17 protein-coding genes are annotated in these 16803 nt (G+C 71.0%); 9 read left to right on the forward strand and 8 right to left on the reverse strand.

The window, feature by feature from the left end:
* Positions 1–103 precede the first annotated feature (103 nt).
* The gene (locus MQP27_RS31255; RefSeq protein WP_242769853.1) at positions 104–1123 is read right to left on the reverse strand and encodes an ABC-2 transporter permease; all 1020 of its coding nucleotides are present in this window, start codon (positions 1121–1123) and stop codon (positions 104–106) included.
* A 134-nt stretch (positions 1124–1257) separates the two neighbouring features.
* On the opposite strand from MQP27_RS31255, the gene MQP27_RS31260 reads away from it, so the two are divergent.
* The 3 genes from MQP27_RS31260 to MQP27_RS31270 are packed head-to-tail and all read left to right on the forward strand — an operon-like array spanning position 1258 to position 6826.
* Positions 1258–4689 (forward strand): DNA polymerase III subunit alpha, encoded by a 3432-nt coding sequence (locus MQP27_RS31260; protein WP_242769856.1) that lies wholly within the window; start codon positions 1258–1260, stop codon positions 4687–4689.
* On the forward strand, positions 4686–5660 hold the full coding sequence (locus MQP27_RS31265) for a DNA polymerase Y family protein (protein WP_242769858.1): 975 nt from the start codon (positions 4686–4688) through the stop codon (positions 5658–5660). The genes MQP27_RS31260 and MQP27_RS31265 overlap by 4 nt, the downstream gene beginning before the upstream one ends.
* Before the next feature lie 26 nt (positions 5661–5686).
* Positions 5687–6826 (forward strand): NADAR family protein, encoded by a 1140-nt coding sequence (locus tag MQP27_RS31270; RefSeq protein WP_242769861.1) that lies wholly within the window; start codon positions 5687–5689, stop codon positions 6824–6826.
* On the opposite strand, the gene MQP27_RS31275 is transcribed toward MQP27_RS31270, so the two are convergent.
* Entirely contained in the window at positions 6804–7178 is a 375-nt protein-coding gene (locus MQP27_RS31275; protein WP_242769864.1) for a cupin domain-containing protein, read from the reverse strand. The genes MQP27_RS31270 and MQP27_RS31275 overlap by 23 nt on opposite strands.
* 123 nt (positions 7179–7301) lie before the next feature.
* Between MQP27_RS31275 and MQP27_RS31280 the strand changes: the two genes are divergently transcribed.
* A complete protein-coding gene (locus tag MQP27_RS31280) occupies positions 7302–7748 on the forward strand; it encodes a MarR family winged helix-turn-helix transcriptional regulator (RefSeq protein WP_242769867.1) in 447 nt (148 codons plus the stop codon).
* Between the two features lie 172 nt (positions 7749–7920).
* Positions 7921–8793, forward strand: a complete 873-nt coding sequence (locus MQP27_RS31285; protein WP_242769883.1) for an esterase/lipase family protein — start codon at positions 7921–7923, stop codon at positions 8791–8793.
* 61 nt (positions 8794–8854) lie between these two features.
* On the opposite strand, the gene MQP27_RS31290 is transcribed toward MQP27_RS31285, so the two are convergent.
* On the reverse strand, positions 8855–9847 hold the full coding sequence (locus tag MQP27_RS31290; RefSeq protein ID WP_242769886.1) for a lytic polysaccharide monooxygenase auxiliary activity family 9 protein: 993 nt from the start codon (positions 9845–9847) through the stop codon (positions 8855–8857).
* Between the two features lie 139 nt (positions 9848–9986).
* Here MQP27_RS31290 and MQP27_RS31295 point away from each other — a divergent pair, with 139 nt between their 5' ends.
* Positions 9987–10436 (forward strand): GNAT family N-acetyltransferase, encoded by a 450-nt coding sequence (locus tag MQP27_RS31295; protein ID WP_242769890.1) that lies wholly within the window; start codon positions 9987–9989, stop codon positions 10434–10436.
* Between the two features lie 9 nt (positions 10437–10445).
* Here MQP27_RS31295 and MQP27_RS51100 read toward each other — a convergent pair whose 3' ends face one another.
* The gene (locus MQP27_RS51100; protein WP_278196783.1) at positions 10446–10580 is read right to left on the reverse strand and encodes a hypothetical protein; all 135 of its coding nucleotides are present in this window, start codon (positions 10578–10580) and stop codon (positions 10446–10448) included.
* 139 nt (positions 10581–10719) lie between these two features.
* Here MQP27_RS51100 and MQP27_RS31300 point away from each other — a divergent pair, with 139 nt between their 5' ends.
* Entirely contained in the window at positions 10720–11346 is a 627-nt protein-coding gene (locus tag MQP27_RS31300) for a class I SAM-dependent methyltransferase (protein WP_242769893.1), read from the forward strand.
* Positions 11347–11357: 11 nt separating this feature from the next.
* Here MQP27_RS31300 and MQP27_RS31305 read toward each other — a convergent pair whose 3' ends face one another.
* Both MQP27_RS31305 and MQP27_RS31310 read right to left on the reverse strand, forming a co-directional pair.
* On the reverse strand, positions 11358–11858 hold the full coding sequence (locus MQP27_RS31305; protein WP_242769896.1) for a ribonuclease FAU-1 family protein: 501 nt from the start codon (positions 11856–11858) through the stop codon (positions 11358–11360).
* Positions 11839–12771 (reverse strand): GNAT family N-acetyltransferase, encoded by a 933-nt coding sequence (locus MQP27_RS31310; RefSeq protein ID WP_242769899.1) that lies wholly within the window; start codon positions 12769–12771, stop codon positions 11839–11841. Before MQP27_RS31310 ends, MQP27_RS31305 begins: the two co-directional genes overlap by 20 nt.
* Positions 12772–12841: 70 nt before the next feature.
* Between MQP27_RS31310 and MQP27_RS31315 the strand changes: the two genes are divergently transcribed.
* Positions 12842–13213: a GntR family transcriptional regulator gene (locus tag MQP27_RS31315; RefSeq protein WP_242769915.1), complete on the forward strand. Its 372-nt coding sequence runs from the start codon at positions 12842–12844 to the stop codon at positions 13211–13213.
* A gap of 119 nt (positions 13214–13332) precedes the next feature.
* On the opposite strand, the gene MQP27_RS31320 is transcribed toward MQP27_RS31315, so the two are convergent.
* On the reverse strand, positions 13333–14085 hold the full coding sequence (locus tag MQP27_RS31320; protein WP_242769918.1) for a DUF72 domain-containing protein: 753 nt from the start codon (positions 14083–14085) through the stop codon (positions 13333–13335).
* Positions 14086–14114: 29 nt separating this feature from the next.
* Entirely contained in the window at positions 14115–15209 is a 1095-nt protein-coding gene (locus MQP27_RS31325; RefSeq protein WP_242769921.1) for a DUF5925 domain-containing protein, read from the reverse strand.
* 169 nt (positions 15210–15378) lie between these two features.
* Between MQP27_RS31325 and MQP27_RS31330 the strand changes: the two genes are divergently transcribed.
* Positions 15379–16800, forward strand: coding sequence for a GH39 family glycosyl hydrolase (locus MQP27_RS31330; RefSeq protein WP_242769924.1), 1422 nt, complete (start codon positions 15379–15381; stop codon positions 16798–16800).
* Positions 16801–16803: the final 3 nt, after the last annotated feature.

Genomic DNA, 16803 nt, shown 5'->3' on the forward strand with positions numbered 1-16803 from the left:
ACCGCCCCGACCCGCTCCCGTGCGTGCGCGACTGCGGGCCCGGGGGCGGTGCGGCTTCGACCCGCCTCCGTGTGTGGGGGGCTTCGGTTTCCCCTGCGGGTGGTTACGGCGTCTGTGGCTGGCGTTTCGCGCGCAGTGTTGCTGCCAGGAGTGTGATCGTGATGCCTGCCGCTGCCCAGGCCGACAGGACCAGGAGGGGGCCTGTTGTGTCGTTGCCCTTGAAGTAGGCGATCGAGCGGGCCACCCAGGTGCCGGCGCCCGGTGGCAGTGCGGGGCCGATCGCTTTCCAGAACGGCGGCAGCATGGGGAGGGGGAAGGCGCCGCCCGCGCTGGGGTTGCCCGCGATCACCACCAGCAGGATTGCCAGCCCGATGCCGACGATCCCGAAGATCCCCTGCAGGGCGAGCGTCGCCGCGCCCACCGCGAAGGTGATCAGTGCGCCCAGCCCCCAGAGGGCCATGACGCTGCCCGGCAGGGCGCCCAGGATCGGGCCGACGATCACCGCTCCGCCGAGCCCGCCCACGATCGAGACGAGCGCCATCACCACCAGCCGGATCACCGCGCGGCGCGGGTTGGCCGGGCGGGCGCCCGTGCTGATCGCCAGGATCGAGGCGCACAGGTAGCCGCCCACGCACCAGCCGACGACCACGTAGAAGGACGACAGCCCGTCGAAGTCCGCCGCGGAGGCCGGGGCCACGTCGACCGTCCTGACCGTCCGCTGCTGGGAGGCCTCCAGGGCGGTGAGGTACTTCTCCAGGGTCGTGGCCAGGACCGTGCCGCCGCCGCTGGCCACCAGGAGGGTGTCGGTGGTGCGGGCCGGGTTGATGATCAGGGCGCCGTCGATGTCCCGGTTGAGGATCTTGTCGCGTGCCGTCGCTTCGTCGGAGACCGTTCGCGCGTCCAGGGGGGAGCCGGGCAGCTGGTTCAGCCGGGTCACCGCCTGCTGGGCCGCTGCCTGCGGGGCGACCACCCCGAAGGGCACGTCCTTCGGGGTGGGACTGTGCAGGGCGCCCACGTAGGAGGCGATGAACAGCAGCTGAAGGGCGATCACGCCGAGGACGAGCAGGGTGGCCCGCGGGGTGACGGCGTCCTTCACCTCACCGAGGAACGAGGTCTCTGTCATGTACCCACGGTGTGAGGCGGGGAGTGTTTTCGCAGGTGGGAGGCGGCCGAACGGTTGTCGCACGGGAGTTCGAATTTTGGTCTATGGTGGGGGTGGGGCGATCGGGAACTGATGTTCGAGGGTAGGAGGTGCGGATGTCGGGTTTCACGCATCTGCACACCGTTTCCGGGTTCTCCTTGCGGTACGGGGCCTCGCATCCGGAGCGGCTGGCCGAGCGTGCCGCCGAGCGGGATATGGACGCTCTGGCTCTCACCGATCGCGACACCCTCGCGGGGGCGGTTCGCTTCGCCAAGGCCTGTGGGAGGGCGGGTGTCCGTCCGTTGTTCGGTGCGGAGCTGGCGGTGGAGTCGCCCGCGCGGGTGCGGGAGGACGATCCGGTACGGCGGGAGCGGCGCCGTACTCCGGTGCGTGGCGGTGTCTTCGTCGATGAGTCGATGCCCAGGGTCACCTTTCTGGCCCGGGACGGTGCTCGGGGGTGGGCCGATCTGTGTCGGCTCGTCACTGCCGCTCACGCGGGTGAGGGGGCGCCGGTGGTGCCCTGGGGCAGTAATCATGCCGATGGGGTGAGTGTTCTGCTCGGGCCCGCCTCCGATGTCGGGCGGGCGCTGGCGGCGGGGCGGCCCGATCGTGCCGCCAAGCTGCTCGTTCCCTGGCGTGAGGTCTACGGCGACGCCCTGCGGCTGGAGGCCGTCTGGCACGGGCTGAAGGGTACCGGGAGCGGCTCCCTGCGGCTGGCCGCCCGTACCGTCGGCTTCGCCGCCGAGCAGCGGGTCCGGCCGGTGCTCAGCAATGCCGTCCGTTACGCCGATCCGGGGCTGGGGCCGGTCGCCGATGTGCTGGACGCGGCCCGCCGGCTCGTCCCGATCGATCCGGGGAAGGAGCTGGACTCCGGGGAGGCCTGGCTCAAGGGCGCGGGGGACATGTTCCAGGTCGCCGAGCGGATCGTCGAGGCCGCGGGCTATCGGCGTGACGTCGCTCAGCGGCTGCTGGAGCAGACGCGGGCCGTGGCCGCCGAGTGTCTCGTCGACCCCGAGGACGACCTCGGCATGGGTGCCGTCCACTTCCCCGAGCCGCATCTCGTGGGCGCCGGGCGGCGTACCGCCCAGCGGGCGCTGGCCTCGCGGGCGGCGGCGGGCATGGTGCGGTACGGCTATGCCGGCCGGCGTGACTACTGGGAGCGGATGCACCGGGAACTGGACATCATCGGTCACCACGGCTTCGCCTCTTACTTTTTGACGGTCGCTCAGGTGGTGGATGACGTAAGGGAGATGGGAATTCGGGTCGCTGCTCGTGGTTCCGGCGCGGGGTCGCTGGTGAATCATCTGCTGGGCATCGCGAACGCCGACCCGGTCGAGCAAGGGCTGCTCATGGAGCGGTTCTTGTCGAAGGAGCGGGTCGTGCTGCCCGACATCGACATCGACGTGGAGTCCGCGCGCCGGCTGGAGGTCTACCGCGCGATCATCGGACGGTTCGGGGAGGAGCGGGTCGCGACCGTCGCGATGCCCGAGACGTACCGGGTGCGGCATGCCGTGCGGGATGTGGGGGCGGCCTTGTCCATGGACCCGGCCGAGATCGATCGCATCGCCAAGTCCTTTCCGCACATCCGGGCGCGCGATGCCCGCGCGGCCCTGGAGGAGCTGCCCGAACTCAAGGCGCTGGCAGGGGAGATGGACAGGTACGGCCGGCTGTGGGAGCTGGTCGAGGCTCTTGACGCCTTGCCGCGCGGAGTCGCCATGCATCCGTGCGGGGTGCTGCTCTCCGACGCGTCCCTGCTGAGTCGTACGCCGGTCATGCCGACCAGTGGGGAAGGGTTCCCCATGTCGCAGTTCGACAAGGACGACGTGGAGGACCTCGGACTGCTCAAGCTCGATGTGCTGGGCGTGCGGATGCAGTCGGCCATGGCGCACGCGGTGGCGGAGGTCGAGCGGGCCACGGGAGAGCGGATCGATCTGGACGGGCTGGCGGGCGGGGATCCGGCCACTTATCAGCTCATCCGGTCGACCGAGACCCTGGGCTGCTTCCAGATCGAGTCGCCGGGGCAGCGGGATCTGGTGGGGCGGCTGCAACCGGCTACTTTTCATGATCTCGTCGTCGATATTTCGTTGTTCCGGCCGGGGCCGGTCGCCGCCGACATGGTGCGGCCGTTCATCGAGGCCCGGCACGGGCGGGCGCCGGTGCGGTATCCGCATCCGGATCTGGAGGAGCCGCTGAAGGGGACGTACGGGGTCGTCGTCTTCCACGAGCAGATCATCGACATCGTCGCCATCATGACCGGGTGCGGTCGGGGGGAGGCGGACCGGGTGCGACGGGGGCTGTCCGACCCCGAGTCGCAGGGGCGGATCAAGGTGTGGTTCGGGCAGCACGCGGCGGCCAACGGGTACGGGGAAGAAACGATTCGGCGGACTTGGGAGATCGTGGAGGCCTTCGGCAGCTACGGCTTCTGCAAGGCGCATGCCGTTGCGTTCGCCGTGCCCACCTATCAGTCGGCCTGGCTGAAGGCTCATCATCCCGCTGCTTTCTACGCGGGGCTGCTCACGCACGATCCCGGGATGTATCCGAAGCGGCTGCTGCTGGCGGACGCGCGGCGGCGGGGGGTGCCGGTGCTGCCGTTGGATGTCAATCGGTCGGCGGTCGCACATCGTATCGAACTGGTGTCTGAATCTGGGGTGTGGGGGCTGCGGTTGGCGCTCTCCGACGTGTACGGCATCAGCGAGGCCGAGGCGGCGCGGATCGCGGAGGGGCAGCCCTATGCCTCGCTGCTGGACTTCTGGGAGCGGGCGCGACCGAGCAGACCGCTCGCCCAACGGCTCGCGCAGGTGGGGGCGTTGGACGCCTTCGGCGCCAACCGGCGTGATCTGCAACTGCACTTGACCGAGCTGCACCGGGGGGCGCGGGGTGCGGGTGGCGGGCAACTGCCGCTGGCGGGCGGGCGGAAGACCGCGCCCGCCGGTCTGCCCGACCTGTCCGAGGCCGAGAAGCTCAGTGCCGAGCTGGGTGTGCTGTCGATGGACGCCTCACGCAATCTGATGGACGATCACCGGGCCTTCCTGGACGAGCTGGGCGTGGTGTCCGCACGTCGGCTGCGGGAGGCGCGGCACGGTGAGGTGGTGCTGGTCGCGGGTGCCAAGGCGGCCACCCAGACCCCGCCGATCCGGTCCGGCAAGCGGGTCATCTTCTCCACCCTCGACGACGGTACGGGGCTGGTCGACCTCGCCTTCTTCGACGACTCCCACGACGCCTGCGCCCACACCGTCTTCCACTCCTGGCTGCTGCTGGTGCGCGGGGTGGTGCAGCGGCGCGGGCCGCGGAGCCTGAGCGTGGTGGGTTCCGCCGCCTGGAACCTCGCCGAGCTGGCCGAGCTGCGCGCCGAGGGCGGTCTGGACGAGGTGGCGAAGCGGCTGGCGGAGCCGGTGGCGGAGGGGACCGGCTCGGATCCGGCCGGCGGACGGCGAATCCAAATGCCCACCGGATACGAAATGAACCCGTGGGCCGATCTGCGACCTGCGGGTCAAGAGGCTTCACAGATGCGGAAGTTGTGGCACCAGAGTCCGGGGAGTGCGGGATGACCATTCTGTGCGTACGTTTCCAGTTGCCGTCGGCGGACGAGGCCGCGCTGCCGGGGCTGCTCGGGTTGCTGGAGGAGTTCACCCCGGTCGTGGAGGCGCTGCCGCCGGACGGGGCGCTGGCCGATCTGCGGGGCGCCGAGCGGTACTTCGGGCGCAGCGCCGTCGAGCTGGCCTCGGTGATCCGGGTGCGCGCCCTCGCCCTGCACGGCGTCGACTGCGCGATCGGCGCCGGGCCGGGGCCGATGCTGGCCCGGATCGCGCTGCGGGCGGCCCGGCCGGGGCTGACCTGCGAGGTTCCGGAGGACCCGGACGGCATCGCGGAGTTCCTCGCGGACCGGGCGGTGGGCGTGCTGCCCGGTGTCGGCACGGCCACCGCTCGTACGCTGTGCGACTACGGTCTCGACACCCTGGGCAGGGTCGCCGGCGCGCCCGTCTCCACGTTGCAGCGGCTGGTCGGCGCGAAGGCGGGGCGCGAGCTGCACGAGAAGGCGAACGGCATCGACCGCGGAAGGGTTGTCCCGAACGGCATCTCCCGGTCCCTCGCCACCGAACGACCCTTCCCCCTCGACGAGTTGGACCCGGACCGGCACCGGCGTGCGCTGCTCTCGGCCGCCGAGGAACTGGGCACCCGCCTCCGCGCCGTGGACAAGGTCTGCCGCACTCTCACACTCACCGTGCGCTATGCCGACCGCACGGCCACGACCCGCACCCGCACCCTCAAGGAACCCACCGCCCACTCCGCCGCCCTGACCAGGACGGCCTACGAGATGTACGACGCCCTGGGCCTCCAGCGCGCCCGGGTCCGCTCCCTGCTCCTGCGCGCCGAGTCCCTCGGCCCCGCCGAACAGGCCTCCTACCAGCTCACCTTCGACCCGGCCGACGAGAAACTGCGCCGCATCGAGGAGGCCGCGGACCGGGTACGGGCGAAGTTCGGGGCGGGGGCCGTGATGCCGGGGGCGCTGGCGGCGTGAGGTGCCACAGGCCATAGGGTGCCCGCATGGGATGGCGGGGGCCGACGTATCGGACGGTGGACGGGGAGCGGATCGGCGGGACCTGGTGTCATGTCTGGCGGCGGCACCGGGGGAGCGACGAGTACTTCGTCGAGGATCTGGTCGTCTTCGCCGACGGCGCCGTCGGATGCGGGGAGTTGACGGATCTCGCCGGGCTGGAGCGGATGCTCGCCGCGGGCCGGATCGCCGTCACGGATCCCGCGACGCCTCCCCGAGAGGAGCCGGCGGGCAGGTGGGCCTCGCGCAGCGGCGGGCCACTGACACCGGAGAGCTTCCTCGCCGAAGTCGCCGACCGGATCGAGGAGTTGGCCGGGCGGCCGACCGCCGTGCAGCGCTGCCGGGAGGCGGTCGGCCGGTTCCGGAAGACGCCCACCGAAGCCAACCGGGGCCGGCTCCGGGAGGCCTACCTGGCCATTCCGGCGCACCTGCGCATCTTCTGCCTGGGCGACATGGACCGCCAGGACCGCCCGCTGCGGATCCTGCTCACGGACATCGGCGAACCGGTCGACGGCGACGGGCCGGTGGTCACGGCCGAGATGCACCAGGACGCGCTGGACTACTTCAAGCACGAGGACGAAGCCGTCGAGGGGGAGCGTGCCGCGCAGGCCGTCCGGCACGCCGACGACCCGACGGCCCCCGGGCGGCCGGCCGTCGTCCTGCACGAGACCTACTTCCCGAACGGCCGGCCGGCCGACCCCGGCCTCTCCGCCCTGCGCAACGACTTCCCGGCCCCCGTCCGCTGGGCCGGCGACATCTACCCCTCGGTGCTGCACGGCTACTGGGCCCTGTCGGTGGCCGAGGAGGCCGACCGGGTCACCGTCCGTGACGCCCCGACCCCGCGCGAGGCCCACGAACTCGGCAGTCGGGCCGCCCGGCGCGACGACTGGACCGCCGTACGTCTCGGCGTCATGGCCGGGCTGCTGCGGGCCAAGTTCACCCAACACCCCGAACTGGCGGAGATCCTGCTCGGCACCGGAGACGCGACGATCGCCTACACCGGGTACTCGGAGTCCCCGTACTGGAGGGACACCCGGGACCGGGGCGGCCGCAACTGGACCGGTCGTCTGCTGGAGTTGGTCCGTGCGGAACTCCTTGCCGGGCGGGTCAGTTGGCCCACGGGGGAGTGATGCGGGTGCCGTCCTCCAGTTGCGCCTCCAGGCCTATGGACGTCGTGACCCAGGTGATCGCCGTCTGATCGGTCGGGTTCTCCACGCCCAGGGTCGCGCCGGGGTTGACGATCAGGGTGTCGCCGGCGGTGATGCGGTCGGTGCGGTCGTCGAGGGTGATCAGGAGTTCGCCGACGAGGAGGTGGAGGATCTCCTCGCGGCTCACCGTGTGGACGGGGGCCTTGGTGTTCGGCGGGATCTCGCCGCGCCAGGCGCAGAGTTCCTTGCTGCCGGTGAGGGGCGAGGCGTACGAGACGAAGCGGGCGCCGTGGATCTCGTGGGTGACGGCCTCGGAGGTGCGGATGACGGGCATGAGTGCCTTCCGTTCGAGTCGAGTCGAGTCGGTCGGAGTCGAATGGTCAAGCTGCTTGACTACCTTTGCGGCTCCTATGGTCAAGCTGCTTGACCAGTTCGTCAAGGGTGTTTCAATGCCCCCGTGCACAATTCCGAGGCCATGGCCCTGTCCGCCGCCCTGCTCGCCGTAGCCGGTGAGCTCACCCAGCGCATCAACGCGGGTGTCGTCGCCCGCGGTTTCGAAGGGGTGCGGCCCGCGCACGGGTTCGCCTTCACCCGGCTCGCCCCGGACGGGGCGACCGTGACCGAGCTCGCCGTCCATCTCGGGGTCACCAAGCAGGCCGCGAGCCAGCTCGTCGACGATCTCGTGCGCAAGGGGTTCGCCGAGCGGCGGCCGCATCCCGTGGACGCGCGGGCCCGGCTGGTCGTGCTCACCGAGCGCGGGTGGGCGTGCACCCGGGCCGCCGAGGAGGTGGCCGGTGAAGTGGTCCAGGAGTGGGTCGGGGTCATCGGTGAGGGTGAAGTGCGGGCGTTGCGAGATCGATTGGGGCGGATTGCGCCCTATGGTCCCATCAGGCCCGCCTGGTGACGGTTCATCAGTGGCTACTGCAGAGTCAGTTACCACTGGAAGTTTTTACTGACGCGTAACTTCACAGTTGCACTACTCGCCCGTAACTTGACGAGTGAACAGCATCCTTCGTGATCCGGATCACAGGGCGTAAGGCCATCGCAACTCCCTTGAGCCGCAAGGAGATCACACGATGCTGCCCTGGAAACGAGTGCTCAGACCCCTGGCCGCGCTGCTGCTGACAGCCGCCGCAGCCACCGTCCCCGCCGCCACCGCAGCTCAGGCGGCCGACGCCACCGCGAGCTCGTCGAGTGGCTGGAACGACTACTCCTGCAAGCCGTCCGCCGCCCATCCCCGCCCCGTCGTCCTGGTCCACGGCACCTTCGCCAACTCCGTCGACAACTGGCTGTCCTTCGCGCCCTATCTGGAGGACCGCGGTTACTGCGTCTTCTCCCTGGACTACGGCCAGCTGTCCGGCGTCCCGCTCATCTACGGCCTCGGCCCCATCGACAAGTCGGCAGAGCAACTCTCCGCCTACGTCGACAAGGTGCTCGCCGCCACCGGTGCCGCCAAGGTCGACATCGTCGGCCACTCGCAGGGCGGCATGATGCCCCGCTACTACCTCAAGTTCCTCGGCGGAGCGGCCAAGGTGAACGCCATGGTCGGCATCGCGCCCAGCAACCACGGCACCGACCTGGACGGCCTGACCAACCTGCTGCCGTACTTCCCGGGCGCCGCGGACTTCCTGTCCACGTCCACCCCGGCGCTGGCCGACCAGGTCGTCGGCTCCGCCTTCCTCGCCAAGCTGAACGCGGGCGGCGACACCGTCCCCGGCGTCCACTACACGGTGATCGCCAGCAAGTACGACGAGGTCGTGACGCCTTACACGAGCCAGTTCCTGAGCGGTTCCGACGTGCACAACGTCCTCATCCAGAACCTGTGCGCGCTCGACCTCTCCGAACACGCCCTGCTCGGTCTCACCGACCGGATCGCGTTCCACGAGGTGGCCAACGCCCTCGACCCGGCGCACGCCACCGCCACCACCTGTGCGTCGGCGCTGAGCTGACGCACGAACGGGGCCTGTCCGACCTGAGCCGCCGGACAGGCCCCGCCCCCCGTCGTGGCCGTCAGCGGCCGTGGCGGCCGCCGGTGGTCGCGCGGCGGCGGACCGAGGCGAACAGGGCCGCCGCTCCGAGGGCCAGAGCGGCGGCGCCGCCGATGGCCAGGTACGGGGTGGTGCCGCTGCCGCCGGTCTCGGCGAGGTTCTCCGAAGTGCCCGCCGCCTCCGGCTGGTTGGCGGCGACCGGCTCCGTGGTGGCCGCGGGCTCCGCGGACGTGCCGGCGTCCTGGTCGCCGTGGCCGTGGTGTTCGACCGTCGACCTGTCGGCACCGTCCGCGATCTGCTCGTCGGAGGGCGCGGAGGCGGTCGGGGCCGGGGTCGCGCCGCTCGTCGTACCACTGCCGGAAGTGCTGCCGCTGCCGCCGCCGAAGGTGACGTCCGAGCAGGAGTAGAACGCCTCCGGGCTGTCCGAGCGCTGCCAGATCGCGTACAGGAGCTGCCTGCCGGAGCGGGCGGGGAGCGTGCCGGAGAAGGTGTAGAAGCCGCCCGAGGCGACCGGGTCGGTGGCCGTCGCGACGGGGTTGGCGAGGTCCAGGTCGGCCCAGGCCAGCGGCTTCGTCGGGTCGTAGCCGGGCTTGGTGACGTACACCTTGAAGGTGCCCTTGTGCGGGGCCGTCACACGGTACTTGAAGGTGTACGAGCCGCTCTTGACGGCGGTCGCGGGCCAGTCGGCGCGGGCCAGGTCGAGGCCCTTGAACTCGTCGTTGTTCGCGCTGCACAGCTTGCCGTCCGGGATCAGCGCCTGGTGCTGCCCGTTCGCGTCACCGATGCGGATGCCGTTCCAGTCGTAGAGCGCCTGGGTGCCCCCAGCCGCGACCGCCGCCTTGCACGCGTCCGACTTCGGGCTCTCCGGGTTCTCCGCGTAGCACTGCGCGACCCGGCTGACCGGGTCCCCCATCGTGCCGTGCGCGGACGCCGGGGCGGCGGCCAGCGCGGTCAGGGCGAGCGGAGCCGCGCCGAGAACGGCGAGCGTTGCGACCTTGCGGCGGCGTGCGGGCATCGGGGAACTCCTTGGGACGGGTGATCAGAAGCTAGCCCCAAGAAACCGTGAAATCGCCTGCTGGAGGCGGGTGATGGTGATCCTTATGGTCGCGTTAAGGGAGTGCTGAGACTGGGATCAGGTAGGTACCGTTCGCGGCATGGAAGACGACGGGATCCGGCCGGCCGGCGCCGCCGACGTGGCGGCCGTGAAGGCCGTGACCGACGCCGCGTACCACCACTACATCGAGCGGATCGGCGTGGTTCCGGTGCCCATGGAGGCGGACCACGCGGCGAACGTGGCCGCGGGGAAGGTGTTCGTGACGGGAGACCCCGTCATCGGGCTCGTCGTGCTGGAGGAGCACGACGACCATCTGTTCCTCGACAGCATCGCCGTCCACCCCGACGCGCACGGCAGGGGCGTGGGGGGACGGCTGCTGCGGTTCGTCGACGCCCGCGCGCGTGCGCTCGGCCTGCCCGAGGTCAGGCTCTACACCAACGCGATGATGTGGGAGAACCAGAAGATCTATCCGAAGTACGGCTACGAGGTCGTGGAGCGGCGCGTGGACGGTCCCTACGACCGCGTCCACTACCGCAAGCGGCTGGACTGACAGGCAGCGTCAGCCGTCCGGCCACCACGTGCGCGCGATGTCCTTTCGCACCTCCGGACGCCCGGCCGGACGCTCGTCGGCTTCCTCACGGACCTTGCGGGAGTCCGTCCTCTTCAGGGGCTTGTGCACGGTTGTCCGGCGCATGGCTGCCTCCTTCAGCGCCTACCGAGTTCCGCGTTCTCACGGAGGTAGACCCTTTTCGGGAGGGTGACTCATCGCTGCCGGTCTGTCAGTGGCGGCTGTCACGATTCGATTGTCAGTGGCGGGTGTCACTCTTGGCCTCATGACACACGACAACGAGCGTCTGACCGGGGCGAACGCCGGCACGGACCTGGACTGGGACGCGCAGGCGGCCGCCTTCGATGACGAACCGGACCACGGACTGCGCGATCCGGAGGTACGGCGGGCCTGGGCCGAGCGGCTGCGCGACTGGCTGCCGGGACGGGCCTTGGACGTCCTCGACCTCGGCTGCGGCACCGGCAGCCTGTCGCTCCTCGCGGCCGAACAGGGACACCGCGTCACCGGCGTCGACGGCTCCCCGGCCATGATCGACCTGGCCCGGGCCAAGCTGGCCGGGCGTGACGCGGTGTTCCTCGTCGGTGACGCGGCGGCACCGCCGGTGGGCGAGCAGCGCTACGACGTGATTCTCGTACGACACGTGGTGTGGGCGCTGCCCGACCCCGGCCGCGCCCTCCGGCACTGGCGCGGGCTGCTGCGCCCCGGCGGCCGCCTGGTGCTCGTCGAGGGCGTGTGGGGGACGGTCACGCCGGCCGGGATACCGGCCGACGTGCTGACCGGGCTCGTCACGCCCCTCGCCGCCGAGGTGCGGACGGAGCGGCTCTCGGGGGAGCCGGCGCTGTGGGGCAAGGAAGTGAGCGACGAGCGGTACGTGGTGGTCGCCATGGTGTGAGACCGGCCGGCTCAGGCCAGGAGCGTCTCGATGCCGGTCCCGCGGGCCAGCGCCTCCAGCTCGTCCAGTGCGGCGACGGCGGCCGCAGCGGCCCGCGGGTCCTTCTCCTCCAGACCACTGTCCGCGAACTCGTCCTCGTCCAGACGGCGTACGTCCGTGCCGTCCGCGGAGACCCACAGGTCCAGGTCGAGGTCCTCGACGACCAGCTCGCCGCCCGAGAGCACGGCGGGCCGGGTGATGTCGCAGTACCAGCCCTTCAGCGCGCCGTCGGCGTCCCGGACCTCCTTCACCGCGTACCAGCGGTCCCGCCAGTAGTACTCGGTGAAGACGTCGCCCGTCTCGAAGCGGACGAAGCCGAAGTCGCGGACGCCCTCGCCCGCCCAGGGGGCGCGTACGGCGACCCGGGTGCCGTCGTCGGCGAGCAGCTCGGCGTCGTAACGGATCTTCGTGCGGCCCGCCTTGACCAGGACGACGGTCAAGTCGCCGGTCCGCTCAGGTGAGTTCGCGGACAAAGCGCACCTCCGACCCGCAGATCTCGTACCCGAACCACTTGTTGATCGCGAGCATCGGACCGTTGCCCGCGTCGTTGCCCGTCAGCGCCTCGGTGAAGCCGGCGGCCCGCGCGCGGTGCAGGGAGGCGTTCTTGGCGAGCTTGGCCAGGCCCCGGCCGCGGAAGTCGCGGGAGGTGCCGGTCATGGCGGTGGCGTAGCGGCGCGAGGCGGGGTCCGTGTGGGCCACGCTGAACGCGGCTGGGCGGCCCTCCACCAGCGCGACCATCGTCAGCTCCCGGTCGAGGAGGGGGTGTTTCCAGTTCTCCTCGATCCAGTTCTGGTAGTCGCCGAACTCGGTGTCCACGTCGCTCGGTTCGTCCGAGGCCGTCTCCGCGTCCAGCTCGAACAGCGGGCGCGGGTCGTCCGTGAACTCCGCGGCGCTGCGCAGCTCGACCCCGGCCGGCGGGGTCTCCAGCGGCGGGAGGGCGGCGGCGGTCAGGTCGAGGCGGAGGAAGTGGGCGGAGCGGCTGGCGTGGTAGCCGTGCCGCTCGGCGAAGGTGCGGTTGGCCGGCTCGTCCAGCACCCAGGCGAACAGCTTGGTCGCGCCGTGCGAGGTGAGGTGCTCCTCGGCCGCGCGGACCAGGAGGTCGCCGGCGCCGCGGCGGGTGCGGTCCGGGCGTACGTAGATGTTGAGCATGCCCTGGCCCGGCTCCGGGCTGTCGTGGGCCAGCTGCACCTGGGCCGTGCCGATCACCTCGCCGTCCTCCTCCGCGACGAGGGAGCGGAAGCGGGCGTCGGGGTGGGTGTGGGCGAGGCGGTGCACGATGGCCGCCGGGGTCCACATGATGTACGGGAGGGCCAGATGCCGCACCAGGGCGAATGCCTCGACGTCGGCGGAGTCGTCGATGCGCAGGTCGCGCACGTTGAGTGTCATTGGGCGCACGCTACGACGGGACACGCCCGGACGCCTCTCATTTTCCGGCGGGTGCGGGAGAATCGGCAGCGTGACCTTGAAGATCCACATCGACGACAGCGCGCCGCCGTACGAGCAGGTGCGGGCGCAGATCTCCGAGCAGGCGCGGACGGGGGTGCTGCCGGTGGGGTACCGGCTGCCTACCGTGCGGGGGCTCGCGGAGGGGCTGGGGCTGGCGGCCAACACCGTGGCGAAGGCGTACCGGGCGCTGGAGAGTGACGGGGTGATCGAGACGCGGGGGCGCAACGGCACGTATGTGGCTGCCGCCGGCTCGGCCGCGGAGCGGGAGGCGGCGTCGGCCGCTCAGGCCTACGTGGAGCGGGTCCGGCGGCTCGGGCTGGGGGAGGAGGCGGCGCTGGCCGCTGTGCGGGATGCGCTGCGGGCGGGATATGGGGAGGGCTGAGACGGGTTCGGCACCGCCGGGATGCGCCGTCGTGGCTGATCGCCGTTGCGGCGGAAAGAAAACAGCGGAAAGAAACCAGCGGAAAGAAAACAGCGGAAAGAAAACAACGGAGGAAAGGGTCAGGGTGTGCGTGTGACCGGTAGGTCCGTCGTGCGGGCCCTTCTCGCGAAGGTGCTCGCGTCCCCGACCGCCGCCCCGTTCGGGTCGTTGTTGAAGTACGCGTAGACGTCCTCGGTCCTCGCCCAGGTGTCCGTGATCCGCTCCACCCACGTCTCCAGCGACTGGCGGCCGTAGTGCGGCCACGCCTTGGCGCGGCCCTGGTGGAAGCGGACGTACCCCCAGTCCGTCGTGCGCCACAGCGGTGTGGCCGGGCGGGAGCGGACGTCGGCCCAGCACAGGGCCGCTCCACGGGATTCGAGCAGCGAACGGATCTCGGGTGTCCACCAGGAGTCGTGCCGGGGCTCGACCGCGATCCGGGTGCCGGACGGGAAGCAGGCCAGGCAGGCGTCGAGGAGTTCCGCGTCCGCCCGCAGCGTCGGCGGGAGTTGGAGCAGGACCGGGCCCAGCCGGTCGCCCAGGCCCGCCGCGTGGTCCATCAGGCGGTGCACCGGCTCCTCGGGGTCACGCAGCCGCTTGATGTGGGTCAGATAGCGGCTCGCCTTCACCGCCACCACGAAGTCCCCCGGCACCCGCTCCCGCCACGCCGCGAAGTTCTCCCGGGACGGCAGACGGTAGAACGCGTTGTTGATCTCCACCGTGGCGAAGTGCTCCGCGTACTCCTCCAGCCACAGGCGCGTCGGACACCCGGGTGGGTACAGGACCCCTCGCCAGTCCTTGTACTGCCACCCTGATGTGCCGACGAACAGGGTCATACCTCCATCAAAGCACCCGAGGCCGAGCGCTACAGGTACAGCCCCGCGTCCGCCCCGTCCCGCGGGTCCGGCACGGCCGTCGGCGAGGTGCCGCGGCGCAGGGCGTACAGCTCCGCGAGGGTCGCGCCCTCGCGGCCGATGCCCTCCTCCGTGCCGAGCCAGTTCACCGCCTCCCGGCGGGTCAGGGCGCCCACCTCGATGCGGGCCAGGCAGCGGCCGGGGCGGACGACGGCCGGGTGGAGGCGCTCCAGGTCCTCGTTGGTCGTGACGCCCACCAGGACGTTGCGGCCCTGGCCGAGCAGGCCGTCGGTGAGGTTGAGCAGCCGGGACAGGGCCTGGCCCGCCGTGTGCTTGGCCTCGCCGCGGATCAGCTCGTCGCAGTCCTCCAGGAGCAGCAGGCGCCAGCGGCCCTTGCCCGTGCCGTCCTCCTCGCCGATCGCGATGTCCATCAGATAGCCGACGTCGGAGAAGAGCCGCTCGGGGTCGAGGACGCAGTCCACCTGGCACCAGTCCCGCCAGGAGCGGGCGAGTGTGCGCAGGGCGGAGGTCTTGCCGGTGCCCGGCGGGCCGTGCAGCAGCAGGAGCCGGCCCGCGATGTCCTCCGGCGTCGTCTTCATCAGGCGGTCCATCGCGTCCGCCACCGGCGCCGTGTAGTTCTCCCGGACCTCGTCCCACGTACCGGCGGAGATCTGCCGGGTCGTGCGGTGCGGGCCGCGCCTGGGGGAGACGTACCAGAAGCCCATCGTCACGTTCTCCGGCTGGGGTTCGGGCTCGTCCGCCGCGCCGTCCGTCGCCTGGTCGAGGACCTTCTTCGCGAGCTCGGCGGTGGTCGCCGTGACCGTGACGTCCGCGCCGCGGTTCCAGCGGGAGACCAGCAGCGTCCAGCCCTCGCCCTCCGCGAGCGTCGCGCTGCGGTCGTCGTCGCGGGCCACCCGCAGGACGTGGGCGCCGGCCGGCAGGAGGGTGGCCCCGGAGCGGACCCGGTCGATGTTCGCCGCATGCGAGTACGGCTGCTCGCCCGTCGCGAAGCGGCCGAGGAACAGCGCGTCGACGACGTCGGACGGCGAGTCGCTGTCGTCGACGTTGAGCCGGATCGGCAGCGCGTCGTGTGGGTTCGCAGACATGGCGTCCATGATCCGGCACGAGCGCCCCGCGTGCACCCGGTTTCCGTAGTGCGCCGGGTGTGTCGGCTGTGTCCCCGTGTCTCCTTCCGTGTCCCCTCCGCCCTGTTACAAGGCTGTCGATTTACGACATCTGCCCGATCGGGGACCTCCCCCGTTACTGTTTTCCTCGATGGGACGTCATGGGTGGACCTCGGGGGCACGGCGGTGGCGGCTCACCGCGCTGCTCGGCGTGGGCGTGGCCGCGCTGGCCCTGATCGTGACCTTGATCAACACACTGCCGGACAGCGGCGGCAGCACCGCCGGCACCTCGCGCAACGGCGACACGGTGCACGGCACTCCGGTGACCCCGCCCGACCAGGACGAGCCCGAGGTCGGCTGGGGCTTCACGCACACGCAGTACAGCGCCGACGAGGGCAGCTCCACCTCCACGGACCGGGTCGAGAAGCTGATCTCGGACGCCGGCGGGCTGCCGCAGGACCAGGCGATCATGGGCTGGGGCGCGGACAACCCCGAGCCGGTCAAGGGGCGTTACGACTTCGACGCGATGGACCGCCGTATCGACTTCATCCGCAAGTCCGGCGGCACACCCGTGGTCACCCTGTGCTGCTCGCCGGACTGGATGAAGGGCGGCAAGGCCGGCGTCGACAGCACGAACTGGAGCCAGTCCGCCCTGGAGACCGCCCCGCTGCCCGAGCACTACGCCGATTTCGCCGCGCTCGCCGCGACCGTCGCCAAGCGGTATCCGGACGTGCGGCACTTCATCGTCTGGAACGAGTTCAAGGGCTTCTGGAACGACGCCAAGGGCCGCTGGGACTACGAGGGTTACACCAAGCTGTACAACCTCGTCTACAAGGCCCTGAAGAAGGTCGACAAGGACATCATGGTCGGCGGGCCGTACCTGGTGATGGACAGCGTCGATCCGCGCGCGGACGAGGCCTCCAGGACCTTCAAGGGCGCCTGGGGCGCGATGGACCAGCGGGTCCTCGACGCCTTCGACTACTGGAACAGGAACAAGGCGGGCGCCGACTTCGTCGTCGTGGACGGCTCCAGCTACACCAACGACGACGAGATGCTCCCGAACGAGTTCGCGGCCACCGACAAGCTGACGGCCGTGGGGCAGTGGGTGCGGCAGCAGACGGACGACCTGCCGCTGTGGTGGGCCGAGTATTACGTCGAGCCCGCCGACGGCAACGACGAGCGCAAGGGCTGGTCCGAGACCCGCCGGGTCGCCGTCCAGGCGGCCGGGATGATCGCGATGGTCAAGGGCGGCGCCTCCTCCGGCTTCTACTGGAACCCGGAGGACGAGAAGGGCGACGACTGCGCCGGCTGTCTGTGGACGCCGACGAACAGCTCGGACGGCGGCAAGGAGCTGCCGATGTTCGGGCTGGTCTCCCGCTTCGACAAGGAGTTCCCGCCGGGGACTTCGTACAAGACCGTGTCGGTCGCCGCGGACGACGTGCCCAATGTGCGGGTGCTCGCCACCGACAGGACGGTCCTTGTGGTCAACACCCTGGGGCGGACCATCAGCGCGGAGATCGACGGCAAGCGGTTCGACATGGCCGCGTACGAAGTGAAGTGGCTCACCAGGTAGTCC

It is taken from the genome of Streptomyces cylindrosporus (assembly GCF_022698165.1).
In the GTDB taxonomy this organism is placed as follows: Bacteria; Actinomycetota; Actinomycetes; order Streptomycetales; family Streptomycetaceae; genus Streptomyces; species Streptomyces cylindrosporus.

Excerpts from the sequence above, each read along its gene's own strand:
- MQP27_RS31325 (WP_242769921.1), bottom strand. The coding sequence starts at position 15,209 with ATGTCTGCGAACCCACACGACGCGCTGCCGATCCGGCTCAACGTCGAC.
- MQP27_RS31310 (WP_242769899.1), bottom strand. The coding sequence starts at position 12,771 with ATGACACTCAACGTGCGCGACCTGCGCATCGACGACTCCGCCGACGTC.
- MQP27_RS31265 (WP_242769858.1), top strand. The coding sequence starts at position 4,686 with ATGACCATTCTGTGCGTACGTTTCCAGTTGCCGTCGGCGGACGAGGCC.
- MQP27_RS31275 (WP_242769864.1), bottom strand. The coding sequence starts at position 7,178 with ATGCCCGTCATCCGCACCTCCGAGGCCGTCACCCACGAGATCCACGGC.
- MQP27_RS31295 (WP_242769890.1), top strand. The coding sequence starts at position 9,987 with ATGGAAGACGACGGGATCCGGCCGGCCGGCGCCGCCGACGTGGCGGCC.
- MQP27_RS31285 (WP_242769883.1), top strand. The coding sequence starts at position 7,921 with ATGCTGCCCTGGAAACGAGTGCTCAGACCCCTGGCCGCGCTGCTGCTG.
- MQP27_RS31300 (WP_242769893.1), top strand. The coding sequence starts at position 10,720 with ATGACACACGACAACGAGCGTCTGACCGGGGCGAACGCCGGCACGGAC.
- MQP27_RS31260 (WP_242769856.1), top strand. The coding sequence starts at position 1,258 with ATGTCGGGTTTCACGCATCTGCACACCGTTTCCGGGTTCTCCTTGCGG.
- MQP27_RS31255 (WP_242769853.1), bottom strand. The coding sequence starts at position 1,123 with ATGACAGAGACCTCGTTCCTCGGTGAGGTGAAGGACGCCGTCACCCCG.
- MQP27_RS31330 (WP_242769924.1), top strand. The coding sequence starts at position 15,379 with ATGGGACGTCATGGGTGGACCTCGGGGGCACGGCGGTGGCGGCTCACC.
- MQP27_RS51100 (WP_278196783.1), bottom strand. The coding sequence starts at position 10,580 with ATGCGCCGGACAACCGTGCACAAGCCCCTGAAGAGGACGGACTCCCGC.
- MQP27_RS31270 (WP_242769861.1), top strand. The coding sequence starts at position 5,687 with ATGGGATGGCGGGGGCCGACGTATCGGACGGTGGACGGGGAGCGGATC.
- MQP27_RS31320 (WP_242769918.1), bottom strand. The coding sequence starts at position 14,085 with ATGACCCTGTTCGTCGGCACATCAGGGTGGCAGTACAAGGACTGGCGA.
- MQP27_RS31290 (WP_242769886.1), bottom strand. The coding sequence starts at position 9,847 with ATGCCCGCACGCCGCCGCAAGGTCGCAACGCTCGCCGTTCTCGGCGCG.